At 45.1% G+C, this 17,672-nt stretch carries 14 protein-coding genes; 9 read left to right on the top strand and 5 right to left on the bottom strand.

What is annotated here, in order from left to right:
- The first annotated feature begins 70 nt into the window (after positions 1-70).
- From FNC98_RS06375 to FNC98_RS06395, 5 genes are all read left to right on the top strand, one after another.
- Positions 71-1,087, top strand: coding sequence for a nuclear transport factor 2 family protein (locus FNC98_RS06375; RefSeq protein ID WP_143580463.1), 1,017 nt, complete (start codon positions 71-73; stop codon positions 1,085-1,087).
- 7 nt (positions 1,088-1,094) lie between these two features.
- Positions 1,095-1,904 (top strand): alpha/beta hydrolase, encoded by an 810-nt coding sequence (locus tag FNC98_RS06380; RefSeq protein WP_143580464.1) that lies wholly within the window; start codon positions 1,095-1,097, stop codon positions 1,902-1,904.
- Positions 1,901-2,917, top strand: a complete 1,017-nt coding sequence (locus FNC98_RS06385) for an ester cyclase (protein WP_143580465.1) — start codon at positions 1,901-1,903, stop codon at positions 2,915-2,917. The genes FNC98_RS06380 and FNC98_RS06385 overlap by 4 nt, the downstream gene beginning before the upstream one ends.
- Before the next feature lie 831 nt (positions 2,918-3,748).
- On the top strand, positions 3,749-6,184 hold the full coding sequence (locus FNC98_RS06390; RefSeq protein WP_143580466.1) for a TonB-dependent siderophore receptor: 2,436 nt from the start codon (positions 3,749-3,751) through the stop codon (positions 6,182-6,184).
- A gap of 121 nt (positions 6,185-6,305) precedes the next feature.
- On the top strand, positions 6,306-8,153 hold the full coding sequence (locus FNC98_RS06395) for a tetratricopeptide repeat-containing sulfotransferase family protein (protein ID WP_143580467.1): 1,848 nt from the start codon (positions 6,306-6,308) through the stop codon (positions 8,151-8,153).
- 6 nt (positions 8,154-8,159) lie between these two features.
- On the opposite strand, the gene FNC98_RS06400 is transcribed toward FNC98_RS06395, so the two are convergent.
- Genes FNC98_RS06400 through hisD form a run of 5 tightly spaced genes read right to left on the bottom strand, consistent with a single transcriptional unit; the run spans position 8,160 to position 13,301 of the window.
- A complete protein-coding gene (locus FNC98_RS06400; protein ID WP_260680514.1) occupies positions 8,160-9,557 on the bottom strand; it encodes an alpha/beta hydrolase family protein in 1,398 nt (465 codons plus the stop codon).
- A complete protein-coding gene (locus tag FNC98_RS06405; protein WP_143580468.1) occupies positions 9,554-10,321 on the bottom strand; it encodes an HpcH/HpaI aldolase family protein in 768 nt (255 codons plus the stop codon). Before FNC98_RS06405 ends, FNC98_RS06400 begins: the two co-directional genes overlap by 4 nt.
- Complete coding sequence (locus FNC98_RS06410) at positions 10,314-11,015, bottom strand: alpha/beta fold hydrolase (RefSeq protein WP_143580469.1); 702 nt, start codon at positions 11,013-11,015, stop codon at positions 10,314-10,316. The genes FNC98_RS06405 and FNC98_RS06410 overlap by 8 nt, the downstream gene beginning before the upstream one ends.
- On the bottom strand, positions 11,005-12,024 hold the full coding sequence (locus tag FNC98_RS06415; RefSeq protein ID WP_143580470.1) for a LacI family DNA-binding transcriptional regulator: 1,020 nt from the start codon (positions 12,022-12,024) through the stop codon (positions 11,005-11,007). The genes FNC98_RS06410 and FNC98_RS06415 overlap by 11 nt, the downstream gene beginning before the upstream one ends.
- A gap of 2 nt (positions 12,025-12,026) precedes the next feature.
- Complete coding sequence (hisD, locus tag FNC98_RS06420) at positions 12,027-13,301, bottom strand: histidinol dehydrogenase (RefSeq protein WP_143580471.1); 1,275 nt, start codon at positions 13,299-13,301, stop codon at positions 12,027-12,029.
- 114 nt (positions 13,302-13,415) lie between these two features.
- Between hisD and FNC98_RS06425 the strand changes: the two genes are divergently transcribed.
- The 4 genes from FNC98_RS06425 to FNC98_RS06440 all read left to right on the top strand — a co-directional run bounded on the left by FNC98_RS06425 (position 13,416) and on the right by FNC98_RS06440 (position 17,669).
- Positions 13,416-14,153 (top strand): SDR family NAD(P)-dependent oxidoreductase, encoded by a 738-nt coding sequence (locus tag FNC98_RS06425; protein WP_143580472.1) that lies wholly within the window; start codon positions 13,416-13,418, stop codon positions 14,151-14,153.
- A 25-nt stretch (positions 14,154-14,178) separates the two neighbouring features.
- On the top strand, positions 14,179-15,198 hold the full coding sequence (locus tag FNC98_RS06430; RefSeq protein ID WP_143580473.1) for a cupin domain-containing protein: 1,020 nt from the start codon (positions 14,179-14,181) through the stop codon (positions 15,196-15,198).
- A gap of 123 nt (positions 15,199-15,321) precedes the next feature.
- Complete coding sequence (locus FNC98_RS06435; RefSeq protein WP_143580474.1) at positions 15,322-16,242, top strand: histone deacetylase; 921 nt, start codon at positions 15,322-15,324, stop codon at positions 16,240-16,242.
- Between the two features lie 512 nt (positions 16,243-16,754).
- Positions 16,755-17,669, top strand: a complete 915-nt coding sequence (locus tag FNC98_RS06440) for a prolyl oligopeptidase family serine peptidase (RefSeq protein WP_143580475.1) — start codon at positions 16,755-16,757, stop codon at positions 17,667-17,669.
- Positions 17,670-17,672 lie beyond the last annotated feature (3 nt).

Here is a 17,672-nt window from a genome sequence, read left to right on the forward strand (position 1 = left end):
GACTTCGAAGTCATTAGTAAATAGCATTCTTTTAAACATTTAATTATTACAACTTAGTGAATCCGTTCGAATGACAAATTTTCAAAACGAAAAAGCCTATGTATTACAGTATTTTGAAGCGATGGAGCAAGCGACGGCTGAAAACCTACAGCAGGTTCAGGCTGCGTATATGGCTAAAGACTACGAATTTTATGGAGTCTATCCATTTAACAAAATCGATGATTTGAGTGAGGTTAGTGAAAAAGTCTGGCAGCCGATATACCGGGCATTTAGTCAATTACAACGCCGCCAGGATGTTTTTATGGCCGGACAAAGTGAAATTCAGGGCGAAACCTGGGTGATGAGTATGGGGCATTTCATGGGGCTGTTCGATTGCGACTGGCTAGGGATCCGTGCCAGCCGCAAACTGGTGATGTTGCGTTACGCTGAGTTTAACTGTGTTGAAAACGGCAAAATTACCAAAACAGGTTTATGGCTCGATATCATCGGCTTTATGCATCAATTAGGGATAAATCCTTTACCTCCTCAAACCGGGGCATCCTTTGTTTATCCCGGACCCAGACATCACAACGGTCTGCTGTTTGATGAACAACAACCCGATGAGGCAGAGAAGACGATGTTGGTGTTAAACACCATGATTGATGATTTAAGCAAACTTAATCAGACCGACAATGATCGCGCCGGCCCTGAGGTGATGCAGAAGAATTGGCACGATAATATGAGTTGGTATGGTCCTGCCGGAATCGGAGCTACGTACACGATTGAGCGATATCAACAACAACACATGTATCCGTTTAGAGAAGGATTGACGGATAAAGTCTTTAATGGCCATGTATGCCGATTTGCGGAAGGTCAGTTTGCCTGTTTCTTTGGTTGGCCAAATTTATCCAATAAAGCCAAAGGTGGATTTATGGGGTTACCTAGTGGCGACGTTCGTGCGGATATGAGAGTGGTTGATGTTTATTACCGTGAAGGCGATAAACTGTTGGAAAACTGGGTGCTAATCGATATCCCGTACTGGTTGAAACAACAGGGGGTCGATATTTTAGAACGAACGGCTGCAATTTATAATCCGGTAACGGAATAAGTAAATCATGTGGCGTATTATCTGGTTTTCCTGCCTACTGTATTGCTCGCCAATGAGCGCCGTTGAACTGCACAAGCTTGCTGACAATAGCCAGGGGCTATCGCGTTATTTACTGGAATTCGAACATCAGGGGTTGCATCAATACGGGCTATTGATCATTGGTAGTGAGCAAGGTCTTGAAAATCGCGATTTGGTCTTGCTTGCCCATGGTTTTCATCCAAATCCACCTATGTATGGTAAAACTTCCCCTGAAATATCTAAACGTCCGGGAGATTATTATCGCCAATGGGTAGAGGCCTATGGGCTGGCAGGATTTAATGTTCTGGTGCCAGATTACCGAGGTCATAATGACTCCGAGGGGTTTGAGTTTACCCATCAGGCGGGTAAGTATGACTTTCCTGAACGCTACTATGCCAGCGATTTGATTGCGGCGGTAAGCGCATTTGAGAACTATAGGGGGGAATCGCTCGATAATATTGTTATTGCCGGTCACTCAATGGGCGCACCAATCGCCTTTTATGCGGGAAACCAGTTGGCGGATAAGGTTAGGCTGGTCTCTTTATGGTCGTCTGCTTCTTATCGGTTCGAGCAGGATAAAACAACCGTGACAGAGGTTCCTTTTATTATTCACCACGGCGTTCAAGATAAGACGACGCCGATTCAAAACAGTGAGTATTACCGACAGCAGTTCCCAGAACTGGAATTGTATTATGGCGCTTATCAAAGCGATAAACATATGCTCAGTGGCAAAGATTTTAATGACGCAATGGCGATTGATATCGGATATATAAAACGCTTTTTCAAGGAAAATAAATGACACAGAACCATCAGCAAAATAAACAAAAAATCCATCTCCTGAGTAAGCTTCAATATAACTTTGACGCAACCGATGTGCGGGATTTCCTAACAAGCTTGTTTGCAGAGAATGCTAAAGTTCAGCTTTGCTTTCCATTTGAAGATCTTGAAGGCGGCAAAGGTCTGTTTGACAGCGCTTTGAAACCTTTGTCAGACGCAATACCGGATCTGGAGCGTCGCGATACCATTATCATGTCCGGTCCAACTGACAAAGGTGAAGAATGGGTCGGCTGTTGTGGATATTATTGTGGCACGTTTACTCAACCCTGGTTAGATATTCCAGCCACTGGCCACATGGTTTCAATGCGTTTTCATGAATTTTACAAATTCGAAAATGGTAAGGTAATTGAGTTTCAGGGCATTTGGGATATACCCGAATTAATGATGCAGGCCAAAGCCTGGCCGATGGTACCGAGTCTTGGTAGAGAGTGGCATGTCCCTGGACCTGCAAGTCAGGACGGCTTGTCTCTCACACCGAGAAATCCTTCCCTGTCGGAGCATGCACAACAAGTCGTTACCGATATGTGTGTAGCCCTTGGTAATTATGCGTCTGGCGGTGTTGAAGCAATGCAGCTCGAAAAGTATTGGCATCCTCGTTGTTCGTGGTACGGACCTTCGGGGATAGGTACAGCGAGAACCATTAGCGGCTTTAGAAACTGGCACCAAATCCCTTTTCTAAATGGTTTACCTGACAGAGTAGGGGACCCGCACGCGGGACATGTTTTTGCGGACGGTAATTATACCGCATTCACCGCCTGGCCAGGTATGTACATGACGGTTAGTGGTTCTGGCTGGCTTGGGATCGCTCCCGGGGATCAAAAAATAAGTATGCGCAGCCTGGATTTTTGGCGAGTCGAGGACGATCTTATTCGCGAGAACTGGGTGCTGATTGATATGCTCTCGGTTTACCAGCAGCTAGGGGTTGATGTGCTTGCCCGAATGCGAGAATTTAACAAGGCTAAATCTATTCGATAAACTCTCTGCAAATGGTGCTTGTTCGTAAACAGGCGCCATCTATTCATTGAGAAATGCGATGTAAATTCTTATATGCATTTCTCATGTCTCAGCCTCAGGAAATTTAGCGACTATCTCTGTCTAAAGCTCTTAATGTCGCTATCTACGTAAAGTGGCACAATATAACAATTATTTTGTTGTTTTCGACAAATCTGTAGCCGGGATATTTTACTCCTCGAACTTTATTAAGCGCTGCATGAATAATATTTTTGGTAAATTTTTAAAAATATTTTTAACAGAAATGCAGCAGCTAAGAGATGCAATTTTGTGATTCATAAGCTTCTGGGTTTAATTTGCTGTTTCGCAGTCGAGTACTTCAATTCATTCAGAGCTCTTAGCTTACCCATTGAATAATATAACTTTGTATGTCTTTTTTCGATAAATCCACTGAGTTTGATTGACTTCGAAGTCACTAAATGAGTCAGTGCCAGGCATTTTATCATTATGTTTTTTCGCCCTTATTTTTACCTTTCTTGTATTTGCTTAGCTATACATAGGGTTTGTTGCAGAAGTGTTAATAAATTTTTGGTTGATATTAAAATGATTTCGAAGTACTTTTTGTTGTGTCCGCGATATAGAAATTAAAACGACATAGCGGATCAAAATTGTTAGACGTGAAGACGATGGTTGGGCAACCCAACCAGGTCAATAGCCAGGGTCAGGACCAACGCTGAGGTAGCTGTTGCTTATCAACGACAAAGCGGCGATAAGCATCATCGCCAGAACGGTTAAGGTTTTGGCACGCAGAACATATGGTCTTTGCTAATTAGAAATTGCTTCGGGAAAAAAATAATGAATAGAAAACCTAAGAATCTCTTTAAAACAACGGTCGCGTTAGCCGTTGCCAATGCTCTGCTGGCGGGTAACGCTCTTGCCGAGAATGAATCTGAGCAGGATATCGAAAAAATTGAAGTTACTGCAACGAAGCGTGTAACCAGTATTCAGGAAGTACCATTGGCGGTTACTGCTATCGGTGGCGATGAACTAGTCGATATGCAAATTACCGACATCCTGTCAATTGAAAAAGCGATTCCTGGTGTGACGGTTGCCAGTTTTGGTAACAACCCGCAGGTTATTTTGCGTGGTGCGGGTAGTGCCGGTACCACAGATATTGCGGTACCGATTTATCATAACAATATGTACTTACCAACTACTGGTCAGGCACTTGCAGGCTATATGGATGTTGAGCGCATCGAAGCCCTGCGTGGTCCGCAGGGTACCTTGTTTGGTCGTAATACGTTTGGTGGTTTGATTAACGTGATCACTAAAAAGCCAGACACGGAAGAGTTTGACTTTGGTGCAGCTATTACAGTTGGCGATTATGGGTTATTGAAAACCGAGGGTTTTGTTAATGTCCCGCTTGGTGACAAGGTTGCGTTCCGACTAACGGCTGCCGATGAACAACGTGATGGCTATGTTGAGAATATCAATAACCCTGATGGCGATCTGAAAGACTCCGACTACACCTATGTACGTGGTCAGCTTTTGTTTACTCCTACCGATGATCTGTCAATCAATCTGACCATGTCGCACTGGAAAGATACTGGTAATGGAAGCTTGAACTGGGCATATAAAGCTGCAGGGATCCCCCTGGATAAAAATGACCCGACCAAAATTAATGCCATTGATGGCTATTTAGACCCGCGTATGGGGATTTACGTAGGCTGTGAAGGCGAACCGGATAGAGCCGGTGGCCGTTCACAAGCCGGTAATGTCTGTGCTGGTGATGCATCGGCTTCAATTGTTAGCGACCCGCGTAAGATAGATTACGATTACACGCCAATTCGTGAATTGGAAGAAACCGCGGTTTATTTAAATATTGACTGGGAAGTTGCGAACCATAGCCTGGTATTGAACGCTGCAGCATTTGATTATCAGGCGATTAACCTGATGGATGCGGAGTTTTCTTCGATGGCGTCTTGGGTCGATGGTACATATGGCACGACAAAATCTGAGCAGGTTGATTTCACTATCTCCTCTACATTTGACGGGCCGTTGCAATATACCTTGGGTGCCTACTACTTCGATAGTCAGGATCCAGATAACAAATCGGCTTATTTATTCGGAAGCTTAACCGAATCCTGGTATGCCTACGCTGGTGCAACCCCGGAAACCCCTTCCTGGGCCTACTGGAATCGTGAAGGTCGTGGTGGTACAAAATCAACCGCCCTATATGGTCAGGCTACCTATTCATTAACAGACAAGCTTAATGCCACTGCCGGTATCCGTTACACCGAAGATGATCGTCAATCGCAGCGCTCTAACTCTCTTGCCGGTTCGTTAGGATGGGGAAATTGGGATGATTATCTTGGACCTGAATTACCTAGCTTTACATACGTTGATGGTAACGGAGACGCTTTGCCTACTGAGGTAGGTAAAGATGAAAATATGGATTATCGCCTTGGCGTCGATTACCAGATAAATGACGATGTCATGGTATACGCGTCATACTCTACCGCTTATATCGCCGGTGCAACTGATGCGGCAACGCAGAAGCTATTGGATCCGCAAACCAATAAATCTTATGAAGCTGGATTTAAATCAACGTTGTTCGACGGTGACTTCCGACTGAATGGAGCCATCTTTAATGCTAAATATGAAGGTTTAACCACGACCGCGTTCATCGAGCAGGGTGATACCGGTGTTGCCGTGGCGACTCAAGTACCAGGCGGTTCTATCAATTCTCGTGGTATTGAACTGGAAGGTTTCTGGGATGTGACTGATGACTTAGTAGTCGATTTTGGTGTGTCTGTGGACATGTCTGAATATGATGAATTTGTCGTTAATGCGGGTAATTTAGTGATTAATGATTCTGACGGTAATCCTGTTAAACCGATTGGCTCAGAAGTGATAGATGGTGGTTTCGGTTTTGTAATGGACGGTGAAAACACTCCGTATACTCCTGACCTGACCGTTGGCGTAGGCGTCTCTTACTTCTTTGATTTAGGTGATATGGGTACTATCAAGCCTTACGTTCATACCTATTACAATAGTGGCTACATGACGAACCGCGCGCCGGCATTCTTCGGTGAACAGGATGCATATGCCAAAGTAGACCTTTCTGTTAAGTGGGAATCTGTTGATGGTGACTTTACGGTCCAGGCATATGTTAATAATGCCACCGACGAGTTAATTCAGACCTACACGGAAATTCTCAGCCGTGCCCGAGTGGCGTATGACTATGCAGCGCCAAGAAATATGGGCATTCGCTTTGGATACAACTTCTAACCTCTTTGTTTCCTTGTGTTAAACTTTGGGCCTATTCGTAGGCCCTTTTTTCGTTGTACAAGCGGATATTTGTTCTCGGATAAAGCGTTAGCTTAGTGAAAAGGTAAGGTGATCAGGTTTTATGGACCAAAAAGTTGTTAAACAATTAGAACAAGGCTTTCAGTTGTTGCAAAATCAGCATCCTGAACAGGCAGAAAAATGCTTTCAGGACATTCTGACAACACATCCTGACAATGAATTTGCCTTAAACCTTTTAGGTGTCACCTATCTGCAATTATCAAATCCGAAATCGGCCATTGAGGTTTTAAACCAGGCGTTAACCGTAAACCATCAGGATCCAGAGACTCATGCCAATCTTGGTCTGGCATTCAAAGATACCCATGACTGGAAAAACGCTCAGCTGCACCTTGAGCAATCGTTGAAAATAAATCCTAGGCAGCCAGTGGTTTTGAATAACCTGGGTAATGTCTTTGCAGCTCAGGATCTGCACTCACAAGCAGCAAGCTGTTTCGACAACGCGTTAAAAATCGCACCTGAATATCCAGAATGTTTATCCAACTTTGCGCAATCACTGAAAGAAATCGGTGAACATTCTCTGGCATTAAAGGCCATTATTGGGGCGCAAAAACTTGAAACCAAGAATAGCTACTTTGCCAATATTCAGGGCGAAATCGAATTGCTCATGGGCCAGTATCTGGCGGCAAAGAGCAGTTTTAACCGGGCAATTGCACTGGACAACAATATTGTTGCCAGAGTGAACCTGTCGACAGCGCTGAAACAGCTGGGAGAGCATTTACAAGCCAGACAATGTTTATTGCAGGTTATTGACCAGGAACCGAACAATAGTGAAGCTCATCATCACTTTGGGGTATTGCAGGAGCAATTGGGAGAATTCGAGCAGGCGGCGGTGAGTTTTCGCAACGCGTTAAAGCATACGCCTAATCACGCCAGCTCTTTTTATCAGTTAGCCAAGCTCAAGCAGCAGTCCCTGAGTAGCTCTGAAAAAGCAAAAATCCAAGCATTGCTCGACGACCCAACTACGCCTGATGTGTTTAAGTCCTCTTTGTATCTGGCGCTTGGGGTCGATTGTGACAAGCAGCGACTATATCGAGATGCGATGCAGTATTTCGTTGCCGGGAAATCTTTGAAAGCGAAAAAAGTACCTTATAGAGCGGATATCAGCGAAAAGTATCGAGCGCTGATCACTCAATTGCTAACCAAACAGACGCAGGGCAGTAACGTGAGCGGAATACAACCGGTATTTATCATTGGTATGCCTCGTTCAGGGACCAGTTTAACCGAACAAATACTGTCATCTCATTCGCGGGTGTTCGGCGCTGGCGAGCTCGGTTTTATCAATGATCTAATGAAACTTGCTGAACAGGAAACGAAAACCCGGTATCCATATTGTCTCGAAAAACTATCGTCTTCGAGCCTCACCAGACTCGGTGCAATGTATAAACAAAGGGTTGAGGACACCTTTGGTTCTCATGAAATTGTTCTCGATAAAAACCCGCTAAACTATAATTTTGTCAGCTTTATCAGAGCGATACTGCCAGATGCGAAATTTATTTATTGCAAACGTCAGGCGATGGACAATTGTGTATCCATTTTTAAATTGCCATTTGATGATAATCAAAGCTATGCCCATGATTTACAGGCACTTGGACATTATTATCGCGAGCATGAAAAATTAATGGCTCTTTTTAAAGGGCATTACCAGCAAGATATATTGCAGATAGAGTACGAGCAAACGGTTGCAGACCAGCGGGTTCAGACTCAGCGTCTATTGGACTTTCTTGGATTAGAATTTGAGCAGGAAACCCAGGAGTTTTATAAGACCGAGCGTATTGTCATGACACCCAGTGCGGAGCAGGTACGGCAACCGATCTACAATACCAGTATCGGTACCTGGCAACGATATGAGGAGTTATTAAATCCGCTTATCGATGCCTTGGCACAATCGTAATTAGTGCTACGGCTTTTTGCTAAGCTCTGAAAACCATTTGATATCTCGTGCAATCATCTTTTCTAAACCTGGCTCAGCCGACTTTGACGAAAACCAAGAGTTTTGAGATAGGGTTAAAGAATGGGTGTTTTCAGGGTATTCGTAATTGATCGCAAAACCTTGATGATCGCTAATTATTTTCACTAACTTTTGATTCCAGAAGGAAGGCGAGTAGTAGTCCTGATCAGAATGATGCAGAGTTAAGGGTTCTTGTAGGTACTGTGGATAGGCTATGGCTGATGTTGCCTGATAAGCCTGTTTTACAGCCTCAGGATGTATAACAACGGTTTGACCTTCAGCGCCGATTTCAAGCTGAAAATCGCCAACGTTTAATCCTTCCTTTTTTAATACCTGATACATTTCACTATATTTTTTAGCAAACGCCTCGCGCACGGTTGGCAAGGACCAGGAATCTTTCTGCCAGGTCCATTTCTCAGTGTCCGTTGTCCCTATCCAGTCAGGTGGAAATGGAAACTGAAAGTCTGGGTTTATTTCGCCGTTGATGCCCGTTGCAGTGCCGTTCCACTGATCGTCACCTGCCATAAATGCCTGGGGGCTAGTCGCCATGGAGCCGTATAGCTCGCCCTGTTTTATGCGCGGCAGGAAGCAACCTGCGAATATGGAAGCACCGGCAATCGACATTTTCACTGGTGAGCCTTCGCCGGCGATGGCAAGTGTTAATAGTGCTGCATCTCCTCCCTGCGAATGCCCAGCAATAAATACCTTGGAGGAATTAATGTTGATATGTTGTTTGTCCGATAACAGCTGTTCGATACTCGGCACGCTATCCAGCGCGTTTAGCATATCGATGGCGTAAAATATCGGACTGATATAGCTGGCATTATCCCAGCGATTAACAAATTCGATGCCCTTTGCTGGAGTGTCGTTGACAGTACCGTGGCCACGCCAACCAGGCGTTATTACGATAAGCCCTTGTTTTGCCATCGCGCTAATGTACCTTGCCTGACTACCTTGCTGATCCAGGAAAAAGTTGAAGTTAGGCGCATTTTTTTCGCCCACCCAGCCGTGGCTGTACAGCAATACTGGGTAACCATCATCTGGCATCGGTGTGTCGGGAATATCTATTCGGGCATACACCTTCAGGCCATCACTGTTGTAGCTAGCCATGTAGGACTGATAACCAGGGGTTTGATAATCAACGGCGTTAATTAATTGAAATTCGCTACCGTATTGTCTTTGCCTGAGAGCGTCGATAGACAGCACAGATAAAGACGGAGTATCAGGCGTCGCCCAGTTCATTGTTGGTAAAGATGGTTGCTGAAGAGCCTTATCCTGGCAGCCAGAAAGTGTACTCAATGCGGCAAACATCAAAAGTTTACCCATGAATTCTTTACCTACACTCATTTTGCCAGTTTCGCCTGTTCAAAGCGTTGCTGCAGCTGCTTCGCGCCGCCAATCATAAAGCTATGATCAGAGCCGAGTAAAAACAGCGATACGTTTTCGCTTAGCCAGTGTTCCAGTTCACTGAGATCGGCGATAAACATCCCACAAGGTACATTGTAATGATTGGCAGTGTTAACAATTTTGCTAACCATATCTTTGACTTTGGGGCTGTTGGCATCGGTTTCACCGAGCGCAACAGTCAGGTCCATTCGACCGATGAACAGGCAATCAAGTTTTTCGATACGACAAATTTCATCGATATGATCTAATGCTTCAAGATCCTCTACTTGCGCTATTACCGTGGTTTGATTTTTATTGTGCTCAAGGTTTTCCTGAATTCCTCGGGTGGTATACGCAGCCATACGGGTAGAGCCAGCATATCCGCGTCCCCCTGGACCGTAATAACAGCAATCGATAATGCTTTGTAACTGTGAGGCATTTTTTACATGGGGAATTAATACACCATCTGCACCAAGGTCAAGAGCATTCAGAATGGTATCGTGATGGTCATTTGGGGTGCGGATAATTATATGTTGATTATTGGCTTTCGCCGCCAATATGCAGCTGTCTAGATCTCGGCGGTCAAATGGCGCATGTTCGGCGTCCAGACACAGAGTATTAAATCCCAGCTGTGACATAACTTCTGTGTTATGAGGGTGTGGCGTTTTCATGAAAGTGCCTAACAATGGCTTTTTGTCAGCCAGAGCGGTTTTAAAATTATCCATAATGTCGGGCCATCCAGTTATTGATAAGGTTTTTGATCGCATCGGCTTGCTCTAAAAGCGCAAAATGACCGCAATGATTGAGTATATGCAGCTCACCTTGTGGTAGCGCCGATGCCATGACTTGTTGGTGCTCTGGCGGGCAGGGGAGGTCGTGCTCTGAACCAATGACTAATGACGGTTTTTGAAAGTGACTCAACACCGATAGCGAATCTGGACGTTGAGCCAGCACATTCAGTTGTGCCTCAAAGGTGGCAATGCCCAATGCAGACGCCATCTCGACGACAAGTTTTGCATGTTCGCACTCTGGGTTGGCAAAATATACCGGTAACATGATGTCCTGAAAAAGTGACTGTAACCCTTTATCTCTGGCTAACTGCAGCTGGTGTTGCCGTCCGTTGCTGCGCTCAGGCGAATCTGCGAGGCAATTACTATTGAGTAGTATCAAGCCGTTGATTTGTGCAGGACGCTGGCGGATCAGTTCAAACGCAACCATGCCACCCATGGAAAAACCGACCGGGATGAATGCGCGATCTCCGACTTGACTAAGTACGGTATTTGCCATTTCATCAAGGCTGGCCTCATGACTAAATTCGATAATCAATGAGTCATATTGTGAGTGATTCGAATACGCGGAGAAGATAGCCCCGGTACACAGAGTACCGGGAAGAAATACAAGTAATGGTTTAGGATTCATGTTTAGCTGGGGCAACAGTATTGCCCGGAATGAGTGAGCCGGACCAGACTCGTAATTGAGCCGGGTTATCCGGGGATTCAATTTGTTCTAACAGTATATCCACGGCAGCTTTTGTCATTTGTTCCAGAGGTTGTTTAATCGTGGTCAGGCGATAGCTATGCCAGGCAACAGCATTGACACCGTCAAAACCGACCACTGATAAATCTTCGGGCACTTTTAAGCCAAAGTTTTCCCGAGCTTCATCGATTACGCCGATGGCCATGGTGTCGTTACCACAAATCACTGCGGTGGGTGCTTTGTTTTTCTGCATCCATTCAGCAAAAGCTCTTCGTCCGGAATCATAACTATAATCGCCGTGTTTGACCGGTACCTTATGATGCCCTTTAGAGGCTAATGCCGAAATCGAACATTCGAGTCGCTCTTGGGCAACATCAGACTGTTCTGGCCCGCCTACGATTAAATAAGATTTGTGATTATTGTCATCAAGCAAGTTGACCAGTTCGGTTAATCCTTGCTCATGGTTACAACAAACGGAACTGGCAGAATGACCGGATGCCCGGCGATTGTATAAGACCACTGGAATGTTGTGCTCTTTAAACTGGTTGATACTGTCATTATCAAAATGTGCCGCCAGAGCAATCACGCCATCTACCTGAAAGGTCCATATTTGGTCGAGGATATCATCAAGGCCATCAGCGTCATCAAGGTTGAACAGCAATACTCGCTCATTCTTTGCCGATAATCGCTTGTTAAGCAGTGACAATACTTCCGGATAGTTGAGATTTGCTCTGGAAGAAAGAATAACGGCCACCATACCGGAGCGTTTCGTTATTAGCATACGCGCAATGGCATTAGGCTTGTAGCCCAACTCTTTTGCAGTTGCTAATACCTTTTCCCGAGTTTTCTTGGAAACACTCCTGCCTTTGAGGAACACTCGTGAAACAGCCGATTGCGAAACACCGGCAGCTTCTGCTACATCATAGGAGGTGACACGTTTTTTCTTGTTCAATGTTATTTCTCGTATCTTCTTAATCGAATATCAGCTTGTTCTTTATGGCCAGCAAATCCTTCAACGGCACAAAGGCGCGAACAATAATTGCCAACAATCACTGATGCTTCTTCGGTAACTTTCTGGAAAGTACAGGTTTTAATGAACTTTCCAACCCACAGGCCACCAGTATAACGTGCTGCTTTTTTAGTTGGTAGTGTGTGATTGGTACCAATGCATTTATCACCATATGAAACATTGGTTTCCGGGCCTAAAAACAGAGCACCAAAATTTTGCATGTTATCTTTGTAGAAATCGACATTTTCCGTCATCACCTGTACGTGCTCAAACGCCAGTTCGTTGGCAACCTGAAGCATTTCTTGATGAGTATCGCAAACAATGACTTCACCAAAGTCTTTCCATGCCTGGCCTGCAACTTCACCGGTAGGTAGGATGGTAAGTTGACGTTCTACTTCTGCCATCGTGTCTTTGGCAAGTTTTTCGCTGTTTGTTAGTAATACCGCAGGCGACGTTGGTCCATGCTCTGCCTGACCTAATAGGTCGGCTGCACACAATTCACCATCGACACTTTCATCGGCGATTACCAATGTTTCTGTCGGTCCGGCGAATAAGTCAATTCCAACTCGGCCAAATAGCTGACGTTTGGCTTCCGCAACAAACGCATTACCCGGGCCGACAATCATATCAACCGGGGCGATGGTTTCGGTACCTATGGCCATCGCTGCTACGGCTTGAACACCACCAAAGCAATAGATTTCATCAGCACCCGCCATGTCCATAGCAACCACTATCGCTGGTGATGGCTTGCCTTCGAACGGTGGGGCACAGGCGATCACGCGTTTAACACCGGCAACTTTAGCGGTAACTACACTCATATGAGCTGAAGCTACCAAAGGATATTTGCCGCCTGGTACATAACAACCGACGGATTCCATTGGAATATGTTTGTGACCCAAAACCACACCAGGAATCGTTTCTACTTCAACGTCTTTCATTGAATCCCGCTGAATCTGCGCAAAATTACGAACTTGCTCCTGTGCCCAGCGAATGTCGGAGATCACCTGTTCGTCTAGCTCTTCGTAACAAGCGGCAATTTCAGCTTTGCTAAGTCGATATGACTCCGGAGTCCAATTATCGAACTTTTCTGAGTAATTTCTAACGGCCTGGTCACCATTTTTTTCAATATCGGCAATGATATCTTCAACAATGGTCTGAACTTTTTTGTTTGACTCTGCTTTCTCTTCTAGAGTCGGTCCTTTCTTGAGGTGATTGATCATTTGTTGTCTCCCGAATTAGATTTTTTATTGATCATTTTAATATTATTTCTTGAATGTGATCGCATCCTACTTAATAATGACTTCGAATGCAAAATAAAAAATTAAGGTGACGTTATGGGGTTCAGTAAAGAACTACTCAAAGGAAAATCTATTGTCGTGACTGGTGCTGGAAAGGGCATAGGCAGGGCTTGCGCTTTGATGGCGGCTGAGTGCGGGGCGCACGTGATCGCCGTCGCTCGCACCAAATCGGATTTACTGTCATTAAAGGATGATAGCAGCGGCGACATTGAAATCTGGTGTGAAGATGTGACCCAGGATGCATTTTTACAGCGATTGAAAAACCTCGGACAACTGCATGGACTGATCAACAACGTTGGTACTAATCGAGTCGCGAAAATGACTGAACAATTAGATGACGACCTTGATGCCGTCGTCGATTTAAACATAAAAAGCCTATATCGCTGTGCCAAAGCTGCGTTAGCTCCGATGCAAAAATCTGGCGGTTCAATTGTCAATATGTCGTCTCAAATGGGCTTTGTCGGCTCTCCTGGGCGCACGCTTTATTGTGCTTCAAAACATGGTGTTGAAGGGTTGAGCAAAGCCATGGCAGTGGAACTTGCGACTGAGAATATTCGCGTAAACACGGTTGCACCGACATTTGTATTAACACCAATGACCGAACCCATGTTCGCAAACCCTGAATTTAAAAAGTTTGTATTTGACATGATCCCAATGCAGAAGCTGGCAACCACAGAAGATGTGGCCAATGCCAGTATTTTTCTCCTCAGTGACTTGTCAGCAATGGTTACCGGTACCAGCATCAAAGTCGATGGTGGGTGGACAGCCCGATAATTAAAATAACAATTAGGAAATATTAATGACTATAGAAAACAGAGTGGTACGTTATCAGGATTTAATTCCTTGTACGAATGCGTTTATCGATACTCGTAGCCCGGGATCGGATCAAAAAGAAAACTTTACGGTGATTGGTCCGGGCGTTGCAGAGAACCCGGATCAACATGTCCACATCTCTATACCCCATGGGTTTAATATTGGCGGTGCTCGACAACCAGCTAACTGTCTTAATTCTCAGCATAGTCACCTGACCGAAGAAGTTTTTGTTGTGCAAAGTGGAGAATGGGATTTTATTACCGGGGTAAATGCAAACGATGGTCGAATTACCTTACAGCCTGGGGATATTATTTCGATTCCGATGGATGTTTTTCGGGGTTTTGAATGCGTAAAAGGCGAAGAGAGCGGAGTAGATGCCGGTAAAGGCTATCTTCATGCTGTGTTAGGCGGTGATGATCCTGGCCGGGTTCTGTGGGCGCCTAGCGTCTTTGAAATGGCCAGTGACTTTGGTCTTATACTGTTAGAAGATGGCTCTTTGGTCGATACAACTTTGGGCGAAACTGTCCCTGACGGCAAAAAAACAATGCCAGTGACGACGCAGGCACAAATTAATGAGCATCGGGTAGTATCTAGTGATGCGTTGAATGACATTATCATTCGCACCCGCGATTTTGACTGGCGGAAGGATACCATTTTGAGCCAGTTTTCTGGTGTCAGCGAAGTTTCTTTAGTGGGTGGTGCTAACCAAGAAGAGGGGGTTAAGGCCTCGAAGCTCGGTTGGAAACACGGATTTGTTGTTCGCGCATTGAAGTTGGAGCCAGACGCAACCATTCCCGCTCATATCCGTGCAGAAGAAGAAGTAATTTTTGTGCACCAAGGGCAGCTTGCAATTACCGTTGATGGCGAGACCATTGAATTGAACGCCGGCGATAACTTTACGACGCCAATTGGGTCGGTTCGTCGTTTTGAAAACACAGGCGTTAAGCCGGGGGTTTATTACGTTACCCGGGGCGGCGATCTGCCCAAAGCACCAGAGTTTCTCTAAACATCGTTTTAGACGGAATAAGCCCTGGTATTGTTACCAGGGCTTTTTTGATCTTTGCTACCTGGTGTGAACGTATCGATACTCATATACAATGGTTGCTCAACCTGATCATACTAAGCATTAATGAAAGCATTTGATATTCCACTGGTGTTTCACCCCATATACAGTCAGCTAGACCTGCCAGCGCGACATCGCTTTCCCATTGATAAATATCGAACCATATATGAGCGCTTGATAACAGAGGGTGTATCAGCAGAACGCTTTCACACCCCCAAGGTGTTCCCGCACACGAAAGCGTCGCCGTTAATTGATAAAGACTATGTCCAGGCGCTGGTTTCTAATCAACTCGATCATAAAGCCATGCGCCGCATTGGTTTTCCCTGGTCTGAGCAATTGGTAAGACGCACCTTTACCGCGGTTGGCGGTACCTTGTTAACAGCTCAACTTGCCTATGAACATGGCATCGCAATTAACCTTACCGGTGGCTATCACCATGCATTTGCGAACTTTGGCTCTGGCTTTTGCATGATTAACGACCTTTACCTTGCTGCTAATCAGTTACTTGAGCGCGAAGACATCAGCCGGGTACTCATTTTTGATTGCGATGTCCACCAGGGAGATGGCACTGCGGCACTGGCACAAGGCCGGGATGACATTATTACCGTGTCTTTGCATTGCGAGAAAAACTTCCCATATCGCAAACAGGATTCCGATATGGATTTTCCCCTGGATAAACATTTAGACGATGACGAGTATCTGCAAACCGTTGAGCAGGCGTTGCAACTCGCCCTTAATTGTTACCATGTAGATGCGGTGATTTATGATGCCGGCGTCGATATTCATGAAAACGATGATCTCGGTCATTTAAACATAACTACCGAGGGCGTATATCAACGAGACCGATTGGTATTTGAGCAATGTCTGCAAAGAGGTTTGCCGGTCGCAGCAGTTATTGGCGGTGGCTATCAACGCGATATGGATGCACTTGCAGATGTGCATATGCAATTGTTCAAAGCCGCTTTTGATGTGAAAAAAACACACTGAAACGGGCAATAATTTAATGTGATTGGTATAAATACAGAATTGACCGATGGGTTAAGAGGTGAGGTCAAGACTCTGCGCTCGATAGCTTGACCAATACGTGACAAAATAAAGTTATAAATGAATAATCGTTATTCAACGACAGCATGCATCGAACCCCTTTTTCAGAGCGAAGTGAAGTCGTTCACCAGAAAAAGTTAGTTTTGGCTGACTTACTGATGCATAAACTTGTAAATAGTATGAATGAAGGTAGCTCACCTTCGCTGGCTTTTATAGTAAATATGTCCTCCTGTAGTCTTAGTGATTGTATTGAGAGCAGTCGCTCAATACGAACATCCACGCCGTCCCAAAAGAGTGTTCAAAATTACATCCGTCGAAGAAGGTAGGAAGGTTGGCTTTATAGCTCTGGATAAAGCTCCCAATGAGGTTGATGCAATGTAACTTCAACGATTGTGAGGTAGTTGTAAAATCTGTTAACGTAGCAGGCAATCTACTCATTTTTATAGGAATTGCCGATGCGTTTTATCTTAACTTTGATTGCGATGTTGATTGTGTCCGGATGCGATAATGCCGGCAAGCCCCAACAATCCGCACAATTAATTCGGGCGCCCTTTGTCAGCGAGGTTGATCAAAGTGAACGAGAATACTTTGTATATTTACCAAAGGGCTATGATCAACAGAGTGATAAAACCTGGCCGGTCATGTTGTTTCTGCATGGCAATGGCGGACGGGGTAATGGCAGGTCGGAACTGGGTTTTGTCATGAGTCATGGCCCATTGTACGAAACCTGGATCCAGAAACGGGATCTGCCCTTTATTATCATTGCCCCGCAATTGCCTATGTTAGGCATGGATCAGCTTGGTATCAGTTATATCGATGATCGCCAACTCAAAGATTTACCCAAACGCCTCGAAAACGGGACGCCTGAAAGAAGCCCTGTATTTACCACTAATCGGCCAATTATCCGGGAAGCCTCGACGCAGGATATGAGTCAAATACCACCATTATTACCGCGGGGCTGGGAAGTGATAGAAAAAGATTTGATCGCTATCCTTGATGGGGTAGAGGAAAGATTTAACACCGATCCGAATCGAATCTATTTAACCGGGCTGAGCTATGGTGGTTTTGGTACTTGGTATATGGCCAGTCAACATCCTCAAAGATTTGCAGCCATTGTGCCGGTTGTTGGCTGGGGACACCCGGATTTAATGGCACCAATCGCGAAACAGCAATTACCGGTTTGGGCCTTTGCTGGTGGCCGCGACAGTGCGGTACAAATTACCAATTTTTATGCGGGATTAGATAAGCTTGAGCAACTTGGTCACCAGAAAGTCAGATTCACCGTGCATGAGGACATGGAACATGATGCCTGGACTCGGGTGTATCGTTCCACAGATTTATATGACTGGTTGTTGCAACAAACAAAGTGACGG

The organism is Thalassotalea sp. PS06, assembly GCF_007197775.1.
In the GTDB taxonomy this organism is placed as follows: Bacteria; Pseudomonadota; Gammaproteobacteria; order Enterobacterales; family Alteromonadaceae; genus Thalassotalea_A.

Excerpts from the sequence above, each read along its gene's own strand:
- FNC98_RS06375 (WP_143580463.1), top strand. The coding sequence starts at position 71 with ATGACAAATTTTCAAAACGAAAAAGCCTATGTATTACAGTATTTTGAA.
- FNC98_RS06380 (WP_143580464.1), top strand. The coding sequence starts at position 1,095 with ATGTGGCGTATTATCTGGTTTTCCTGCCTACTGTATTGCTCGCCAATG.
- FNC98_RS06385 (WP_143580465.1), top strand. The coding sequence starts at position 1,901 with ATGACACAGAACCATCAGCAAAATAAACAAAAAATCCATCTCCTGAGT.
- FNC98_RS06390 (WP_143580466.1), top strand. The coding sequence starts at position 3,749 with ATGAATAGAAAACCTAAGAATCTCTTTAAAACAACGGTCGCGTTAGCC.
- FNC98_RS06395 (WP_143580467.1), top strand. The coding sequence starts at position 6,306 with ATGGACCAAAAAGTTGTTAAACAATTAGAACAAGGCTTTCAGTTGTTG.
- FNC98_RS06400 (WP_260680514.1), bottom strand. The coding sequence starts at position 9,557 with ATGAGTGTAGGTAAAGAATTCATGGGTAAACTTTTGATGTTTGCCGCA.
- FNC98_RS06405 (WP_143580468.1), bottom strand. The coding sequence starts at position 10,321 with ATGGATAATTTTAAAACCGCTCTGGCTGACAAAAAGCCATTGTTAGGC.
- FNC98_RS06410 (WP_143580469.1), bottom strand. The coding sequence starts at position 11,015 with ATGAATCCTAAACCATTACTTGTATTTCTTCCCGGTACTCTGTGTACC.
- hisD (WP_143580471.1), bottom strand. The coding sequence starts at position 13,301 with ATGATCAATCACCTCAAGAAAGGACCGACTCTAGAAGAGAAAGCAGAG.
- FNC98_RS06425 (WP_143580472.1), top strand. The coding sequence starts at position 13,416 with ATGGGGTTCAGTAAAGAACTACTCAAAGGAAAATCTATTGTCGTGACT.
- FNC98_RS06430 (WP_143580473.1), top strand. The coding sequence starts at position 14,179 with ATGACTATAGAAAACAGAGTGGTACGTTATCAGGATTTAATTCCTTGT.
- FNC98_RS06435 (WP_143580474.1), top strand. The coding sequence starts at position 15,322 with ATGAAAGCATTTGATATTCCACTGGTGTTTCACCCCATATACAGTCAG.
- FNC98_RS06440 (WP_143580475.1), top strand. The coding sequence starts at position 16,755 with ATGCGTTTTATCTTAACTTTGATTGCGATGTTGATTGTGTCCGGATGC.